General features: G+C 39.7%; 11 protein-coding genes, 1 tRNA gene and 1 pseudogene. 9 read left to right on the forward strand and 4 right to left on the reverse strand.

Annotated features, from left to right (window positions below; translation table 11 throughout):
* The first annotated feature begins 47 nt into the window (after positions 1-47).
* Both O2942_11275 and O2942_11280 read left to right on the forward strand, forming a co-directional pair.
* Complete coding sequence (locus O2942_11275; GenBank protein MDA0782829.1) at positions 48-1,967, forward strand: methyltransferase domain-containing protein; 1,920 nt, start codon at positions 48-50, stop codon at positions 1,965-1,967.
* Entirely contained in the window at positions 1,915-2,577 is a 663-nt protein-coding gene (locus O2942_11280) for a 2OG-Fe(II) oxygenase (protein MDA0782830.1), read from the forward strand. Before O2942_11275 ends, O2942_11280 begins: the two co-directional genes overlap by 53 nt.
* Here the strand turns inward: O2942_11280 and O2942_11285 are convergent.
* The gene (locus O2942_11285) at positions 2,572-3,444 is read right to left on the reverse strand and encodes a DMT family transporter (GenBank protein ID MDA0782831.1); all 873 of its coding nucleotides are present in this window, start codon (positions 3,442-3,444) and stop codon (positions 2,572-2,574) included. The genes O2942_11280 and O2942_11285 overlap by 6 nt on opposite strands.
* 190 nt (positions 3,445-3,634) lie before the next feature.
* On the opposite strand from O2942_11285, the gene O2942_11290 reads away from it, so the two are divergent.
* The 5 genes and pseudogenes from O2942_11290 (at position 3,635) to O2942_11310 (ending at position 12,113) form a co-directional block, all read left to right on the forward strand.
* Positions 3,635-3,883 carry a hypothetical protein gene (locus O2942_11290; protein MDA0782832.1) on the forward strand — a complete coding sequence of 83 codons (249 nt, stop codon included), beginning with the start codon at positions 3,635-3,637 and terminating at the stop codon, positions 3,881-3,883.
* Positions 3,884-4,228: 345 nt separating this feature from the next.
* Positions 4,229-4,948, forward strand: coding sequence for a hypothetical protein (locus O2942_11295; protein ID MDA0782833.1), 720 nt, complete (start codon positions 4,229-4,231; stop codon positions 4,946-4,948).
* A 15-nt stretch (positions 4,949-4,963) separates the two neighbouring features.
* Positions 4,964-8,464 (forward strand): PilC/PilY family type IV pilus protein, encoded by a 3,501-nt coding sequence (locus tag O2942_11300; GenBank protein MDA0782834.1) that lies wholly within the window; start codon positions 4,964-4,966, stop codon positions 8,462-8,464.
* Between the two features lie 233 nt (positions 8,465-8,697).
* Positions 8,698-9,687 (forward strand): annotated as a pseudogene (locus O2942_11305) (choline dehydrogenase).
* A 26-nt stretch (positions 9,688-9,713) separates the two neighbouring features.
* On the forward strand, positions 9,714-12,113 hold the full coding sequence (locus tag O2942_11310) for a GMC family oxidoreductase (GenBank protein MDA0782835.1): 2,400 nt from the start codon (positions 9,714-9,716) through the stop codon (positions 12,111-12,113).
* A 329-nt stretch (positions 12,114-12,442) separates the two neighbouring features.
* On the opposite strand, the gene mutS is transcribed toward O2942_11310, so the two are convergent.
* The 3 genes from mutS to O2942_11325 all read right to left on the reverse strand — a co-directional run bounded on the left by mutS (position 12,443) and on the right by O2942_11325 (position 17,118).
* Positions 12,443-15,091 (reverse strand): DNA mismatch repair protein MutS, encoded by a 2,649-nt coding sequence (gene mutS, locus O2942_11315; GenBank protein MDA0782836.1) that lies wholly within the window; start codon positions 15,089-15,091, stop codon positions 12,443-12,445.
* A 193-nt stretch (positions 15,092-15,284) separates the two neighbouring features.
* Positions 15,285-15,674, reverse strand: coding sequence for a hypothetical protein (locus tag O2942_11320; protein MDA0782837.1), 390 nt, complete (start codon positions 15,672-15,674; stop codon positions 15,285-15,287).
* 52 nt (positions 15,675-15,726) lie between these two features.
* Positions 15,727-17,118 carry a glycerophosphodiester phosphodiesterase family protein gene (locus tag O2942_11325; GenBank protein ID MDA0782838.1) on the reverse strand — a complete coding sequence of 464 codons (1,392 nt, stop codon included), beginning with the start codon at positions 17,116-17,118 and terminating at the stop codon, positions 15,727-15,729.
* 209 nt (positions 17,119-17,327) lie between these two features.
* Between O2942_11325 and O2942_11330 the strand changes: the two genes are divergently transcribed.
* Positions 17,328-17,401, forward strand: a tRNA-Gly gene (locus O2942_11330).
* A gap of 105 nt (positions 17,402-17,506) precedes the next feature.
* Positions 17,507-17,596: GTP-binding protein (locus O2942_11335; protein MDA0782839.1), on the forward strand; the 90-nt coding region annotated here is incomplete at its 3' end.

Here is a 17,596-nt window from a genome sequence, read left to right on the forward strand (position 1 = left end):
AAGCTATGTGTTTTATAAAACTTTTAATATATTAGTTAGTGATGTCCATGCAAAAACAAAAAACTTCATTTCCCCAGCGTACACTCGGTCCGGTTTCAGACTTGGAGCGTCATCTGCCTTCCGAATGGTGGAAAAGCCTTTTCAACTCCCTTTATCTAAAGACTGACGGAGATGTCGTTGAAAATCAGGAAAATACCAAGCGTGATGTAGATACGTTAATTAAAACCCTCGGCTTAAAAACGCAAGACCGAATTTTAGACTTATGCTGCGGTCAGGGTCGTCACGCTATTGAGCTTGCCGGTCGTGGTTTTAATAAAGTAACAGGTGTGGACAGGTCACGTTATCTGGTACGCCTCGCACGTAAACGTGCCTTGAATATGAATCTGCCTATACAATTTTCAGAAGGCGATGCCCGTAAATTCCGTTTGGGCGATAATAGTCAGGACGTTGTATATTTAATGGGTAACTCGTTCGGTTATTTTGAACGGGAAGAAGATGATTGCGAGGTGCTGGAGTCCATTAAGAAAACATTGGTATCTGAGGGCAGGATAGCACTTGATATCACAAACGGCTCTTGGATGCGTAAATCATTCGAACCACGTTCATGGGAATGGATAGACCAAGACCATTTTGTGTGCAGGGAACGCTCCTTATCCTCTGACGAAAAGCGGATAATTTCTCGTGAAGTTATAGTACACGCTGAAAAAGGTGTTATTGCCGACCAGTTCTATGCAGAGCGTCTGTATGACGAATCGCAGATAAAGGAATTGCTGGAAAAATTATCGTTCGATAATATTGAAGTTCATAACAGCATAGAAACCAGTTCTACAAGGAACCATGATTTAGGTATGATGGCAAACCGCCTGTTTGTTACGGCTGTTTCGCCTGTTAAGAAGTCAAGACCTAAGACAAAAAAATCAGAACGTGAAGTATTGGTATTGTTGGGCGACCCAAGACTTGCCGATAGCGTTAAAAAAGGCGGAACATTTAACTCGGAAGACCTTGAAACGGTTGACAGGCTTAAAAATACGCTAAACGATATTGAAGGATATAAATTCCAGTTCCTCGATAACCACGCAACATTTTTACGTAACCTTCCGAATAAAACAAATTCTTTTGTTTTAAATTTCTGTGATGAAGGCTATTTAAATGATGCATTTAAAGAACTGCATGTGCCGGCTCTTCTTGAAATGCTTAATATCCCGTATAGCGGTGCAGGACCTGCATCTTTGGGATTATGCTACAACAAGTCGATAATACGCTCTATGGCTATAAGCCTTGATATTCCGGTGCCTGAAGAAACATATTACGACCCAAGCGATCAGGCTGCATCAATTCCTTCTATTTTTCCGGCCATCTTGAAGCCGAATTACGGTGACAGCTCAATCGGTATAACTAAAGATGCCGTTGTATCGAATGCCGAACAGTTAATTGCGTATCTTGAAAACTTACGGGAAATACTGCCTAACACTCCTATACTTATACAGGAATTTTTGGCAGGGAACGAGTACAGCGTCGGAATTATCGGAAATCAGGGTAATTATACGGTGTTGCCGATATTGGAGGTGGATTACAGCAAGTTGCCTAAAAAATTACCTAAAATATTAGGTTATGAATCAAAATGGCTGCCTGACTCGCCATATTGGAATGATATAAGCTATATAGAATCAAATCTTGACGAAGAAAATAAAAGAAAATTAATTGACGCATCAATATCTTTATTTGAAAGAACCGGCTGTAGGGATTACGCACGTTTTGATTTCAGGGCTGCTAAAGACGGCAAAATAAAATTGCTTGAGGTAAATCCTAATCCGGGTTGGTGCTGGGACGGAAAACTTAACCTTATGGCAGGTTTTGGGGATTATAGTTACAAGGATTTATTACAACTCATTTTAAAGTCATCGACGGAACGCTATGAAAGCTATTGCGAACAAAGTGATATGCAAAGCGGTACTATCGCAGCCTAGTGACTTTAATATTGACTATGTATGCAACCGGATTGAACAAACAGGTTTTGCCCATATTAAAAACTTATTTCCCGAATCCCTTTTAAAATCTTTATACAAAGAAATAAAGGATTTAGATGAAAACCGTCAATTGCAGCCTGCCGGAATAGGTCGGGGTAATGCTCATACGGTTATTAAGTCGGTGCGTCGTGACAAAATACACTGGATAGAAGGCTCAACCCTTGCTCAGTGCCGGTTAAATGAAGCACTCGAAGATATAAGGGTAGATATAAACAGGCGTTTAATGCTAGGCTTATTTGATATAGAATCGCATTTTGCCGTATATAGGGAAGGGGGTTTTTATAAAAAACACCTTGATAGATTCAAGGGGCAAAAAAACCGTGTATTATCGATGGTAATTTATTTAAACCCGAAGTGGCGTAAATCCGACGGCGGTTTATTAAACGTTTTCACAAATGAGAATATTTTATCCGTAATGCCGCAATGGGGTAATGTAGTTATATTTTTAAGCGAGAGCATTTTGCACGAGGTAACCGTTACAAAGTGCAGTAGATATAGTATAGCTACATGGTTCAGGTGCAATAGTGATAATCCGTTGGAAATATTATAATATTTCCTCACCTATCCTGTATGCCAGCCATTCTTTATGACGCTTACGCTCCTGATAGGCAATGAAACTTGTGCTGGCAACTATTATTATACTGCCTACGATAGTAGGGAATTTTATAATTTCTCCAAACGCTATATATGCCATTACGGAAGTAAAAACAAGGCTCATAAATGCAAATGGCTGTATTACCGTTAGAGTGCCTATGCTGTAAGCATATGTCAGTGTTAGCATATTAAATATAAAAAATACCCCTATCAGCAGCATAATGCATAATTGGGTAAATGTCGGGGTTATCCAAGTAGATACTACAAAAGGCAATAGCATCAAAAAGCTGAATAACGAGAAATACCATGTTATTTTAATCGTATCGGATATAATTCCCATTCTCTTTATGATTATATCGGTAATAGACCACAAGATACAGGCTCCGATAACCATGAATGACTGAGTCTGGAAAGAGTCACTTGCAGGCTGAACAATTATAAGCATTCCAAAAAAACCCAGTGATAACGCCGGATAATAATATTTACGCATAACTTCTTTCAGGATTACTATTGCAAGAATAATAGTAAATAGAGGCGTTGAAAAACTTAAAGCCGTTGCCGAGGGCAAAGATATCTTATCAAGGCTCATAAAGAACAATGCCGTAGCTACCAACCAGAAAAATGCACGTGTAATATGAGCTAGAATTGATTTTTTCTTAGGAAAGGGCATTAATTTTTTTCTGTTGAATAAAAACAGGGCAACGCATGCCGTACCTGTTTGAAAAAGCAATATCTGAACTATGCTCAAGCCTGATTGCATCGCATATTTTGTCAACACGCCGATGCACGAAAAAAGAAAGCAGTGTAATACAAAATACGCAATGCTTTCTAGTGAACGTCCATTATAGTTTTCAAAGTTAATTAGATTTTTTATAACGTACCCCTACCTCATATTAACATATTAAAATAGAATGATTGTAGGAAAATGCCAGAAAAAACTTGACCGCCATCAAGTTTTTTCTTTCCAAGACTAGTAATGTTGCTTTTACCGTAACATAATTTATGAGAAAAAAATGACTTTAAAATCTTTGAAAACTTTGTTGGCTGCCGGACTTGTATGCGGTTTATTTTCTGCCCCTGCTTTAGCTGAGGACGCTGAGGTTTCTTCCGATAACAAATACGATCTGGCATATAATAAATGTAGCGATGTTGCCGATAACCAAGAAAGCTACGAAAGCTGGGACGGTGTATTTAATAACTGCATGCGTCAGGAAGGTTTTGAACCTGAAACTGAAGTTGAAACTGAAACTGAGCAACAGTAATTTTATCTGTTATTCATATAAAATCTAAAAAGACATGCCGTATTCCAAGTGTTTACGGCATGTTTTTTATTATACTTTTTGTGTATGGGGTTATTTATTATAATTTCCGGCACAATCTCTGTGAACTTCACTTCAACATTCTATAATTAAAGTTCACAATTGAAAATTCTACCTATAGTTTATCCTGAGAACATCAAAGAAACATTAATTTTGCATGATTGTTTGTTGAAGTGACTGAAAGAGTTAAAGAATAATTTGTGTAGCTGTTTTTTGTCAACGTTAAGGAAGTGTTAATACTTATTTGTTACGCTTAAGGTAAGTGTTCAAGAAACATGTGGGTTAGCTATGCGTAAGATATTTATACTGGTAAGTTTGTCTGTTTTTGTCACGAAGCCTGCTTTGGCATGTGACCTTAAAAACGTTTTATTTGGAACAAGTGCGAGTCATGTTGTTGATCAATATGATTTCAACCCGTTGGAAACGGAAATAGGTGAAGTGCCTAAAAAAGGTGAGTTTTCTATAAGAGAATTCGGTAATGTCGTATGTAAGAACCTTCCCGATGGGTCTTTTATCGAGTTTTCGTTCATTGATGATAGTCTTGTAAAAGTTAAAATAGAAAATAATAGCCGCTCGCAGCCTGTTCTAGATGAGTTAAAAAAGATTTTTGGTGAAAGTGACGATAAAGACAGAAAAAAATCACCTGATGGGAAGACAAAAGTAGCAATGTGGGATATCGGTGAAAAAATGTCGGTATTGTATATGCTTGGTAACGACCCTAAGGGTGGCACTGTTGAAAGTGTGGATATTAGCTCAAAAATGCATCACGCATTATTTCAGGATATAGTTGAACAAAAAAATAAAGCAATCGATAAATACCTTCAAGAAAATAATCTAGGTAAGTACAATACTTCTTACAAAGGCGGTAGCAGTTCGTCAGGTGGAAATTCAGGAGCTTCCGGCGGTAGTTACGATCCTTATGCTCTGGAGAAGTTAAAAGACGGCTATGATAAGGCTAATGAAGCATGGAAGGAAAAAAATCAGGATAACCCTAGGAAAGGCAGATAATTAAGGGGAATGGTCATGTTTAGAAATATTTTTGCACTATTGTTGTTATTCGTTTTTGTTTCTTCACAAAGTTGGGCAAAATCACCACCTCCGGGAACAGGATTTCAGGACGTGCCTACGAGTGTGCTAATAATGCTGGATACATCCGGTTCAATGGCTTGGAGTGCTTCGGGTGCGGAAACGGATTATCCGTACGACCTTGTGTTTGATTCTGCCGGGAATAGATATGTCGCAAGTTACTACAGTGTAATAGAGAAATACGATTCATCAAACAATTTTGTAACCAGTTGGGGTGAATATGATAATGGTGGTGCCACAAACGGTCATTTCCGTTATATTTACGCCATAGATATTGATAGCAACGATAAGTTATATGTTGCAGATTATCAGCGTGGACGTGTGCAGATATTTGATACTGACGGTAACTATCTGGATAAATTTAATGTATCGACTTCATATGTAAGAGGGCTTGCAATTGACAGGTCGGATCCTGCAAATAACCGGATATATGTTATAAATGATGACGGAGATATTGAGGTATATGATACTTCAGGCACGATGCTTAAAACATGGTCGGTAGATAGCGATGCATATGCCGTAGCGGTTGATAAAGCTAGCCCTGCTAATGTTTATGTTACACTAAGATCTGATGAAGAAGTTCATAAATTTGATTCTGACGGTAACCCTGTAAATAGTTTTGACAGTGGAACTAAGAACTATTTTCGAGCAGGCTTAGCTCCCGGATATACAGACCCACATGGTATAGACATCGATAGTGTGGGCAACATATATATAGGTGACAGAGGGTCTCCATATGGAGTTTATAAATATAATCCGGCAGGTGTTTTACAGGAATATTATGGTGCTACAGGTTCCGGCTCCAGTTTGGGTAAATTCTCTAATATAAGAGGCTTATATGTTGACTCAAGTGATAATGTTTGGGTTGCGGATGCCGGTAATGATAGGATACAAAAATTTGACGGTTCGGAAGAGTGGCCCGGTTCAAATGAGTCACGCCTGTCTCAGGCAAAAAGTGTAATTAAGGATATCGTGTCAAACAGTACATTGACAGATGGAGCGGACTTCGGATTACTTGAGTGGAATAACGGAAATAGTAGCGATACTAACGTTATTGTCCCGATATCAAGCAGCGGTGCTTCAACAATATATAGTACTATAGACAGCTTAAGTGCCGGTGGTGGAACATATCTTGACTTTGCAATGGCTACTGCAAACAGCTATCTGAATTCTAACGGATACTTAAATACCAAAAATTGGTGTCAGAAAACCGTTTTGATAGTTATAAGTGATGGTGAGTGGGTGGATAACTCTGCGTCAGCACTTGCACAGCAAATGTATAATAATGCAGGGGTAAAAACTTTCGTAGTAGGATTTACCGTGAGTGAATCAAGTTCAGGTGCGGCAAACTATGTAACAATCGCACAAAAAGGGGGAACATATCCTGACTCTCCTGTGTTTGCTAATGATTGGCAGACTTTATATGAGTCAATATCAGACTACATATTACAAACCATCAATTCTACGTTGACGTTCAGTACTCCTACAATTATGCCGGAAGTGACAGGAAGCGATCACATAATACAAGCTACTTTCAAGTATAAAACAGGACATCAATGGAAAGGAAGCCTTAATAAATACTCCCTTGATGCTAACGGTCTGTTAGGCTCGTTGCAGTGGGACGCAGGCGAGGTTTTGGCTACGACAGCCGCTGCTGACAGAGATATCTGGACGGTTGGTAACGGTTTGACCGCAACGGATTACAATAATTTTGTAAAGGCTAACCTCGTCGAGTTAAGGCAGGCTTTACTGGAAAACACCGCAACTAACTATTCGGATGCCGAGTTAGAAGGGCTTATAGACTATGTAAGGGGAATAGATACATATGGCGAGTTTTCGGGCGGTCAAGATGACGAGGGCGATACGATAGTAACGGGCGAGCGTTGGAAATTAGCCGATGTATATCACTCAAGGGCCGTAGCGGTCGGTACTCCGTCTGCATTTACTTCAGAAACGGCTAATTCAAAAACAGAAGCCTATTATCGTTATACAAACGGATATAATACTTTCAAAACAACAGGTTCTGCTGCAACAAGGGATTCTATAATATATGTAGGTTCTAACGGAGGTATGCTGCATGCTTTCAATTCCGATACGGGAGCTGAGGAGTGGGCTTTTGTGCCTCCTAGCATAATACCTAACTTCAAAGATATTATATCTACTACGGCAGGTGAAAGTAACAGTATTTACGGTGTTGACGGTTCACCTGTTGTTAAGGATATATATTATGGCGGTAGTTGGAGAACTGTTTTGATGGTAGGTTCCAGACAGGGAGGACACACATATTCCGCTTTGGATATTACCGATCCTGACAATCCTTTACACTTATTTACTTTTGCCCATAATAAAATTACAGATGAGGTGAGTTATTGGGACGCATCGGGGACTAGAACCGACTATAGTACGGCAACAGCCATACCTGCCGAATATGACTTTTCAGAACTTGGTGAGGCATGGTCGAGACCGCTTATGTTACTCCTTCCTGTAGGTAGCGGAGGTGCTATGAAGTGGACGGCAGTGTTCGGTGGTGGTTTTAACGCTGCGGTAAGCGATGAATATGGTGCGAAACTGTTCATAATCGATCTTGAAGATGGCGGTAAAATAATCAATAAACTTGATATTGCCGATGATGATAGCGGTAATGGCATTGAAAACTCGGTTCCGCCTAGGTTAATGGCTATAAATGCGGATTCCAGTACTTTCTTCCAAGATAGTGCCGAACCGAACGGCTCAATAATATATTTTAGTGATTTGGAGGGTAAATTATGGAAAATAAACCTTACCGATCAGGGTACTTTATATGAAACGGTCAGGTTATTTGATGCCGAATCGGATAATAGCAATACAAGGCTAATGTTCCATGAGCATGCCGCATCTGTGGATAGCAACGGATATTTGTGGCAATATTACGGCAGCGGTGACCAACAGTCTTTAGGTGATATTGATGCTAATATCGCAAATAGGGGATATGCGTATATGCACTCTACTCCTATGACGGATTTTTCGGCAACCTCAATGCATACAGTATCGGATATGGCTAATGTTTCGCTTGGAAACTGCCCTACTGATGCTCAATTCGGCTGGTATATAGACCTTGACGCTAATGAGAAAGTTACCGCTAAGGCTACCGTATCAAACGGCTATGTATATTTCTCAAGATATACGCCAAATGTAGGGGATATCTGTTCGTCGGGTACTGCTAAGATATCCGAGCATAATTATACCTGCGGAAGTCTGGAAGCCGAGTTTGACCTTGGTTATGGTGTTCCTACGGAGTCTATCTTGTATAAGAACAAAATATACCTTGGAATCAGTACCGATCAGGTTGTAACAACCCTGCCTCCGGGTTGGGTGAAATCAGGTAACCTTATCATAGGTGCACCATCGGAGCTTGCTACAGGTAAGGTTGAAGTAGAATCTTGGTGGGAAGACTTCTAATTAGAGCGTTGATAATAATTGCTAATTGAACTTTGATGCTTGATATATACTCACGGCTGATAAAAAAATATTGTTGAATATGATAATTTTGATTATTGTAGCTTAAACAATTATTTAAAAAATTTATAGGTAGTGAATTTATGGGATTGCATCTTAAGAAGGATTATTCTTCAATACAGCCAAGACAAAAAAGAAAATTGAATGTTGGCGAGCCTAAAATATTCGATATTACTACCGATGATAATGTTAAGCTAAAATTAACAAGGTATAAAGGCGGCAACAAAGGTCCTGTAATGATGGTTCATGGTTTGGGGGTTGCTTCTACTATCTTCTCTACCGACATGATAGATGAGAATCTGTTAGAATATCTCTATAAAAATGAATATGACGTTTGGCTGCTGGATTTAAGGGTCAGTATCGAACTGGAAGCGGCCGCAAAACAATGGACGGGTGATGAGCTTGCTAAAAATGATTATCCTTGTGCTATAAAATTTATTAAACATAAAACGGGAGCTGATTCAGTGCAGGCAGTGGTGCATTGCTATGGTGGTACAACGTTTTTTATGTCGATGCTGGCAGGCTTGGAAGATGTGCGTTCTATAGTTTGCTCTCAGATAGCCACTCATGCCGTGATTCCGAAAGCAACGCAATTAAAAACAGGGCTACATGTTCCGTCATTCTTGGGAAAGCTTGGCTTTGACTCCCTGACTGCCGAAGTGGACGGTGATGAAAATTTCTTTGAAAAGCTGTATGATAAGGCGCTGGGTATTTATGCACTATCTGAAGCTCAAGGCAAATGCAGCAATCCTACCTGCCATAGAATTACATTCATGTATGCCTCTTTATACCGCCATGACCAGCTAACGCACTTGCTGCATGATAACCTCAATGAGTTGTTCGGTGAGGCTAATATGAAAACTTTCCAACACCTTGCGGAAATCTGCCGTAAAGGTTTCATAGTCGATTTTGACGGTAACGATGTTTATTTAGGCAATCTGCATAACCTTGATTTGCCCATATTGTTCATAAGCGGTGAGAATAATGAGTGCTATCTGCCTGAAAGTACGGCAATAACATATGATTTGCTAAGGCAGAATTACGATAAAGAGCAATATTCGAGAAAGGTAATAAAAAATTACGGTCACATTGACTGCATATTTGGAAAAAATGCAAATGTAGATGTGTATCCGCATATATTGGAACATTTGGAAAAAACTAAGTAAATTTAAAAGTATTAAAGGAATAAAGCATGAATAATCATGGGCTTGCGAATAAGTATTATGAAGTGAAAGACCGTTACGACGTTATAGTTGTGGGGTCGGGTTATGGGGCTTCAATAGCCGCCGCTAGGTTTAGCAGGGCAGGGTATAATGTATGCGTGTTAGAACGGGGAAAAGAATATTTACCCGAAGATTTCCCCAATACTGCCGTGGGAGCAACCCCTGAAATGCATATTGAATCTGCTGAAGGGATTGTATCTAAACTTCCTGAGAACCCTCTGGGGCTATATAATTTTCATATAAATAAAGATTTAAACGTATTGGTCGGGTGCGGACTGGGCGGAACTTCGTTGATAAACGCCAATGTGAGTATAAAACCCGATCCCAGAGTCTTTGAAGACACGGTTTGGCCTGAGGCTATCAGGAATGATATGAACGGCTTGAAAAAAGCATATGATGATGCCAAGGATATGCTAAAAGCCACTCCTTACCCTGTCGGGGAAGCCGGATATCCTGAATTACAAAAAACAAAAGCTTTGTTTAAATCAGGTGAGAAAGTCGGCTATCAAACAAAATATCTTGATTTGAACGTAAACTTTGAGGTTAGCGGCAAGAACCATGTGGGAGTGGAGCAGCTGCCTTGTAATAATTGCGGTGATTGCTGTTCGGGGTGTCGTAATAAGGCTAAAAATACTCTGGATAAAAACTATCTGCCTGATGCAAAAAATCATGGCGCGCATATTTTTACACAAATGGAAGTGCGTCACATAGAGAAAAATGCTGACGGCTCATGGAGTGTCCATTATCTACAACAGCCGGGCATGCCTTTGAAAGGAAATCCTAAAACAAGCTTTATCAGAGCTGATATCGTTGTAGTAGGAGCGGGAAGTCTGGGTTCTACCGAAATCTTAATGCGTTCTAAGGAAGAAGGGCTTGCTATATCAAGTAATATCGGGCGTAGTTTTAGCGGAAACGGTGATGTTCTGGCGTTCTCTTATAATACTGACGATGAGGTTAACTCAATTGGCTTTGGTGACGATAATCCTTCTAAAAGAAATGCCGTCGGTCCTTGCATAACGGCGGCTATTGATGCCAGACCTGCCGATAAGCCGTTATCCGAAGGTATGATAATAGAGGAGGGGGCAGCACCCGGAGCTTTAGGAGCGTTGCTTCCTAAGCTTTTCTCATCTGCCGCATCTGCGTTCGGGGTGGATACCGATAGCGGTTTCCTTGATAATACTAAAGAAACCTACCGTCAGGCTGAGAGCCTTATTCGCGGATATACGAAAGGGGCTACGTATAATACCCAAACATGCCTGATAATGTCCAATGATGACCAAGACGGTAAGCTTGACCTTAAAAATGACAGGATTCGGGTATTATGGCCCGGATATGCAAAAAAGGAGATATTCAAGCGTGTTAAAGAAAATATGATAAAGGCAACATCAGCGTTGGGCGGTACATATCTTGAAAACCCTATTAGTGAAAGGTTTTTTGGTGAAAAGTTGATAACAGTTCACCCTCTTGGCGGTTGTGCTATGGGGGAGGATTCGGGCAGTGGTGTAGTTAACCATAAATGTGAAGTGTTCGATGCCGCCTCTAGCGATAAAAAAGCTGTGCATGAAGGTTTATATGTAATGGACGGATCGGTTATACCGCGTTCTCTTGGGGTTAATCCTTTGTTTACCATATGTGCCGTATCGGAGCGTGCCGCAGCTATTGCCGTGGCTCAAAGGGGAAGGCAAACTACATATGATTTTCCTGCCGCAAATTTGGAAATTGAAGATAAATCAAAAGTAGGTGTTACTTTTACCGAAGTTATGAGAGGTTTTGCAAGTAAAGATGCCGATGATTTTGAAGACGGGTTCAAAAAAGGGAAGATGCAGGGTAAAGCTAAGGCAGGACTGCAATTCCGCCTGACCGTAACTATGGACGATATGGACGAGTTTATTGCCAATCGTGACCATTTAGGCAGTCTGACCGGTTATCTGGAGTGTCCGTTATTATCTGATGAGGCTTTGTCGGTATCGCAAGGTAAATTCAATCTTTTTGTTGAGAAAAAAGGTGATAGCACAATAAAGAACATGGATTATTCTATGGTGCTTACCTCTAAAGAAGGCGAACAATTCTATTTTGTCGGCAAGAAAAATGTCAGAAGCGACGGCAAATTCTCAGTTGAAGAGATTTGGGAAGACACCAGTACCTTATATGTAACGATATATGAAGGTGTTGATGAAAACGGAAATGTATTTGCTAAAGGTATTCAAAAAATATTAATAGCCGATTTCGTGAACCAGCTTGAAACCTCAAGTGCCACAAGGATTAATGACCCTAAAGAAGCTGTTAAGGCTCTCGGCAAGTTCGGTGTGTTCTTCTTCGGAGAATTGTGGGAGACTTATGTAGAGAAGGGTAAGAAGAAAGTGGCGTAATTGGAGCTGCCGTCATTCACCGGCTTGACCGGTGAATCCACACAGGATAGCATGGATTCGCCGATCGGAGTCGGCGAATGACAACAGAAATATTACTATAAAAACAGAGGACTTTATAAACGTTCAAGAGTGAAAGTGCTTTTTATAAATAACTTAACAATCTTCTTAAGCGTAGCCGAGGTTATATAATTACTCGTAATACTATGGCTTGACCATAGTATTCAAGCAATATAATGATGAATGCACTTTGTGCATACTTCTTTTTTTCGTGGATTCGAAATAAAAAAACGGAAGTTATTTTGGAACACTATGATTCAAAAATACCTAAATTACAACTTCTCCTTCAATCTATATAAAAGCTCCAGTGCCTCTCTTGGAGCTAGGTTGTCAATGTCGGTTTGCTCTAATATTTCTTCTACTTCTGAAATATGTTGTTCATTTTCATTACTTGCCTGATTCGAGAAAAACAGCGGCAGGTCTTCGGCTAATTTAACTTTTGCACTGCCTGTATCGGATTCTTGCAAGGTATGCAATACTTGTTCCGCCCTTTTTATTACCGCTTTTGGAATTCCGGCAAGCTTGGCTACATGTATTCCGTATGAGCGATCGGCAGCACCCGATATAACTTCATGCATGAATATAACATCTCCCTCCCATTCTTTTACTTTCATAGTGTAGCAGACAAGGGCAGACAGGCTTGCTCTCAATGAGGTCAGTTCGTGGTAGTGAGTAGCAAATAAAGCACGGGATTTATTGCGGTTATGCAGTTGCTCAACAACCGCCCATGCGATGGATAAGCCGTCATGCGTCGCTGTTCCTCTGCCTATTTCGTCCAATATTACAAGCGAGCGGTCTGTTGCCTGATTCAATATCGTAGCCGTCTCTAGCATCTCAACCATAAAAGTTGATTGCCCGCGAGCCAAATCATCAGATGCCCCCACACGGCTGAATAATTTATCAACACAACCGATATGGGCTTCGTCGGCAGAAACATATGAGCCTATCTGTGCCATTAGAGCTATAATAGCATTTTGCCTTAGATAGGTACTTTTACCTGCCATATTAGGACCGGTTAACAGCCAAAGCCGTTGGTTTGCTGAAAGATTTACATCATTTGCAACAAATTCTCCGTTCAACTCGCCATTGATATTTGCCTCAACAACAGGGTGACGACCGCCTTTTATATTGAATTCCAAGGAATCATCAATATGAGGGCGTGTGTAGTTATTTTCTACCGCAACCTGTGCCAGTGCAGACAAAACATCTATTTGTGCAATACTTACCGCCGCAACCGCTATTTCATTTGCACGCCCCTTTATATCTTCAACTAACTCATTGAATATCATCACTTCCAGCTTTAATGCCTCGTCACGGGAATTTATGATATCGCTTTCTAATTTACGTAGCTCATCGGTGCTGTAGCGTATAGCACTTGCCAGCGTTTGGCGGTGATTGAATTTAGGGTCTGTTACTTTTGAACTTTGGTTGGGGGTGACTTCTACGAAATATCCCAAAACCCCGTTTTGAGATATTTTTAAGGTGTTTATTCCTGTTTCTTCACGATATACGTCACGTAGTTCGGTAATCTTGCTGCGACCGTTGTCACGTAACTGCCTGAACTCATCTAAAGTAGGGTGATAGCCGTTTTTTACATAACCTCCGTCACGAGCCAAAACTCCAACCTCACTCTTAAGAGCTTCTTGTAACTTATTGATAATAAAATCATGTGAACTAAAGTCATTTAGCTGGTTGTGGATAATATCCGGTGTATCTAACGCACCTGAAAATTCTATTATTTCGGTTATTACAGTGGATTCGGCAAGCCCGTCACGTATGGCCGCCAAATCTTTAGGTCCTCCTTTACCTATGCATATTCTGCTTAAAGCACGCTCCATATCGGGAACTCTTTTTAAAGTATCCCGTACCTGCTGCCTTACATGCTCATTTTCAATAAAGAATTGTACCCCGTCCAGCTTATTGTTAATCGGAAGGGCGTTAGTGTATGGGGTTGTAAGGTTATGCAACTGAAGCCTTGAGCCTGCTGCCGTTATTGTGCGGTCAATGATATTTAGCAGGCTGCCTTTTTTTTCACCTGACATTGTTGAAGTAAGTTCAAGGTTGCGTCTTGTTGAGGCATCTATCTGCATAAAATTCTTTGAAGAGAATTTTTGCGGTGGGTTAAGTCTTGGTAAAATACCTTTTTGTGTAAGCTCTACATACTCAATCAATGAACCGCATGCGGAAATTTCTGCTGTTGTGAACTTGCCGTAAGAGGCGAGGGACTTCACACCATAAAATTCTTTCAACTTGTTCTCGGTTTTTGCAGGGTCGAACATGCTGGAAACCTGAGGTGATAAAATAGATTTATAATCCCTCAATATCGGCGAAAGCTCGGCATCTATAAATAATCTGTCCTCAATAAGCAGCTCTTTGGCATTTAGCCTTGCAAGGTCTGACGATATGCTCTCACGTGTAACTGGGCAGGCGTGAAACTCGCCGGTAGACATGTCTATCCATGCCAACGACATCTTACCTTTTATATCAACTAACGATGCTAAATAATTGGATTCTCTTGCATTTAGTAACGCATCTTCTATAAGTGTGCCGGGGGTTATGATGCGGACTACTTCACGCCTTACAACGGATTTATAGCCACGTTTTTTTGCCTCTTCAGGGCTTTCCATCTGTTCGCATACTGCAACTTTATAACCTGAGTTTATCAGTTTGTGTAAATATGATTCGTAAGAATGGTGCGGAACTCCGCACATAGGTATGTCCTCGCCTTCTTTTTTCCCGCGTTTGGTAAGGGTTATATCAAGGACTTTGGCGGCTATAACCGCATCATCTAAAAACATTTCATAAAAATCACCCATGCGGTAAAATAATATGCAGTCTTTATATTGCTCCTTAACATTCAGAAATTGCTGCATCATCGGTGTGACGGCGGGTGTTTGCTCAGCTATTAATTCTTTTGCCATATGCATTCCATAATTGCTTTTTTTCAGGCAAGTTAGCAGTTATCTATTAATTTTTCTAATGGAATCTTGTTTTTTATGAGAGTTTTCAATAAAAATAGATTTTGTCATGCTGAATTTATTTCAGCATGACAAAAAGTTGAGGATTTCAGTGCTATTTGTACAAAATCTATATTTACCGAACGCTATCTTTTCATTATCTTTGTTTATAGTTTCCATGCACATGGGCGGCGTATTTTTGAACGTTGTTAACGATATTTTGTTGTGATTCTTTATAAGATTGAAACTCCTGCTCGGCATTTTTATTGTGCTTGTCGGGATTGGAGTCGTATTTATCTTTTTCAACTCCGTATAATTCATGTATGTTAGCGGAACTCAATAATAACGAACTGTCACTTTCAACTCTTTGCCTCATTGTTTCCGGCACGGTATAGAATTTAACATATTTATCTGCTTTGCCGCAATCCTGATTTGTTACGGCTGTTTCAGCCTGCATCATAAAAGAACCGGATGATTTATCATCATGTTGGTGTAAGCGGTCGGTTCTATGTTGTTCTAAAATTCTTTTTAAAAAGTTATTTGCCATAAACATAATCGAATCTGATTTTTTACATTTTATAATTTTATATAAGTTACCTTTATATAGACCTATTGTCCATACTGTTTTCACTATCAAGTTGTTCCTGATATAAATGATGCGGTTTTTTGTATAGAGCAATACGGTCTTGTTGTGTTGTTTTTTTGTAGCTATCTACCAGATACTCTTTTGCACTTACAATTTGTTCCTTTCCTTCTTTTTGTCGGCTTTGTTCAACGATTTTTTGTAGTTCTGAAGGTGTATCGGTCTTTACGAATACGAACGGCTTTTCCCCCTCATCAAAATGACTACCCTGAATATGGGCTATTTTTTGTATGTTGTCGATTGCCGGCATCAGGTATTCATGCTCAAAATTTGTTTTTCCATAAGGTGTTACGGCAATATTAACCGGTATTTTGTGACCGCCGTAATAATCAAGAATTTCATCTCCTATATCCCACAATGACATATCCACTCCGTCAAGCCCTCGGTTGCGACCCGGAATTTCCTGAAGTGTTTTATCAAGCCCAAGCACTTGTTTGTCCAACTCTTCGGTGTTTAATTTGTGGTCTGTTATTTCATAGGTTGTTTTATCGGCTCCCATATAGGTATGAATAGTAGGCACTCCTAATATTAAGTTGGCTTCGGGTTGTTTTTTAGCCACATCAAGTAATTCTTGTTTATTAAACGAAAGGAAGTAAATATCTTTATAATCAATCTTTTCTTCATCACTTCTCATGAAGTTAAACATTGCAAGCTGACTATCTACAAGTTGTCCTGTTCCGATGCCTTTTAGCTCCATATTAAGTTTTACATTCGGTAGACCGGATTCGTGTCTTTTTATATTTTCCTTAGAAACTTCGGCAAAAAGATTTTGGAGTGTGGGAATTTTTTGATAGTCCCTTTCATATACCGCTTTGTCTTTATCATATATATGTTCTCCTGTGTCTAAATCATGATATTTATAAGTGCTATTGTCTATATATTCTTTTGCACTTATGTTTGATATGTCAAAATAATTTTGTACCACTTCAGCCGTTTTTTTTGAAATTAAATGCTGACCTTCTTCCGGCTGATCGCCGTGTTTCGGGTTTTTAAACAGTGAATATACGGCTAAGTCGTTACTATGGGTAACCATCAATTGATTATCGACAGACTTGTAAACATCAAATTCAATGCATTCTACGCCGTCTTTAAAAGCTTTTTTAAATGAAGCCAGAGAGTTTTCCGGTGTTCTTTCGTCTTCCGGAAGTTCATATTGTGTTTCGTTTGCTCCCGAGCCTCTATGTCCGCTATATATTATTCTTAAAGGTGATGAAGTTTGCTTTTCAGGTTCACCGGTATTGCTTATCTCTTCTTTAGCTTCTTCTACCAAAGGTGAGGCGGTATTTTCCACCTGTGTATCAGGTTTTTCTTTGCGAGATTTGCGTCTAAAAAATTTACGAAATTTCATTTACATAATGCACTATTGGTTAAAATTTTAATAATACACAAAAAAGCATGTAATGTAAATGTTTTGTAACTTAAGCGGAGCGGTTTATTTAATTTTTAAATTATGTTAATTGCATAAAAATAAAGAAATTTGCAAAAAACACAAATTAGGGATTGTCTTTTTTACTAAAAACATATATTAACTCATGCCTTCCTTATGGAAAAAGATGTGCGGGTGTAGCTTAGTGGTAAAGCTCCAGCCTTCCAAGCTGGCTACGAGAGTTCGATTCTCTTCACCCGCTCCAAGGTCGGTTCACCGGCGAGCCGTACCTTTTTACCCATTTAAGTGTAAGTGGTAAGGTTTTTAAAGAATTGTAGGATTTTATTTTTATTGTTGAGGATTTTATAGGATGTCTAAGGAGAAATTTGCACGTACAAAGCCGCATTGTAATATCGGAACGATAGGTCACGTTGACCATGGTAAGACCAGTTTGACAGCG

The organism is Pseudomonadota bacterium, assembly GCA_027620075.1.
Classification (GTDB): Bacteria; Pseudomonadota; Alphaproteobacteria; order Rickettsiales; family UBA6187; genus 1-14-0-20-39-49.

What these genes read in the sequence shown, in the direction of transcription:
- O2942_11300 (MDA0782834.1), top strand. Translation starts at nt 4,964, where the DNA reads ATGTTTAGAAATATTTTTGCACTATTGTTGTTATTCGTTTTTGTTTCT.
- O2942_11310 (MDA0782835.1), top strand. Translation starts at nt 9,714, where the DNA reads ATGAATAATCATGGGCTTGCGAATAAGTATTATGAAGTGAAAGACCGT.
- mutS (MDA0782836.1), bottom strand. Translation starts at nt 15,091, where the DNA reads ATGGCAAAAGAATTAATAGCTGAGCAAACACCCGCCGTCACACCGATG.
- O2942_11290 (MDA0782832.1), top strand. Translation starts at nt 3,635, where the DNA reads ATGACTTTAAAATCTTTGAAAACTTTGTTGGCTGCCGGACTTGTATGC.
- O2942_11325 (MDA0782838.1), bottom strand. Translation starts at nt 17,118, where the DNA reads ATGAAATTTCGTAAATTTTTTAGACGCAAATCTCGCAAAGAAAAACCT.
- O2942_11295 (MDA0782833.1), top strand. Translation starts at nt 4,229, where the DNA reads ATGCGTAAGATATTTATACTGGTAAGTTTGTCTGTTTTTGTCACGAAG.
- O2942_11280 (MDA0782830.1), top strand. Translation starts at nt 1,915, where the DNA reads ATGAAAGCTATTGCGAACAAAGTGATATGCAAAGCGGTACTATCGCAG.
- O2942_11320 (MDA0782837.1), bottom strand. Translation starts at nt 15,674, where the DNA reads ATGGCAAATAACTTTTTAAAAAGAATTTTAGAACAACATAGAACCGAC.
- O2942_11275 (MDA0782829.1), top strand. Translation starts at nt 48, where the DNA reads ATGCAAAAACAAAAAACTTCATTTCCCCAGCGTACACTCGGTCCGGTT.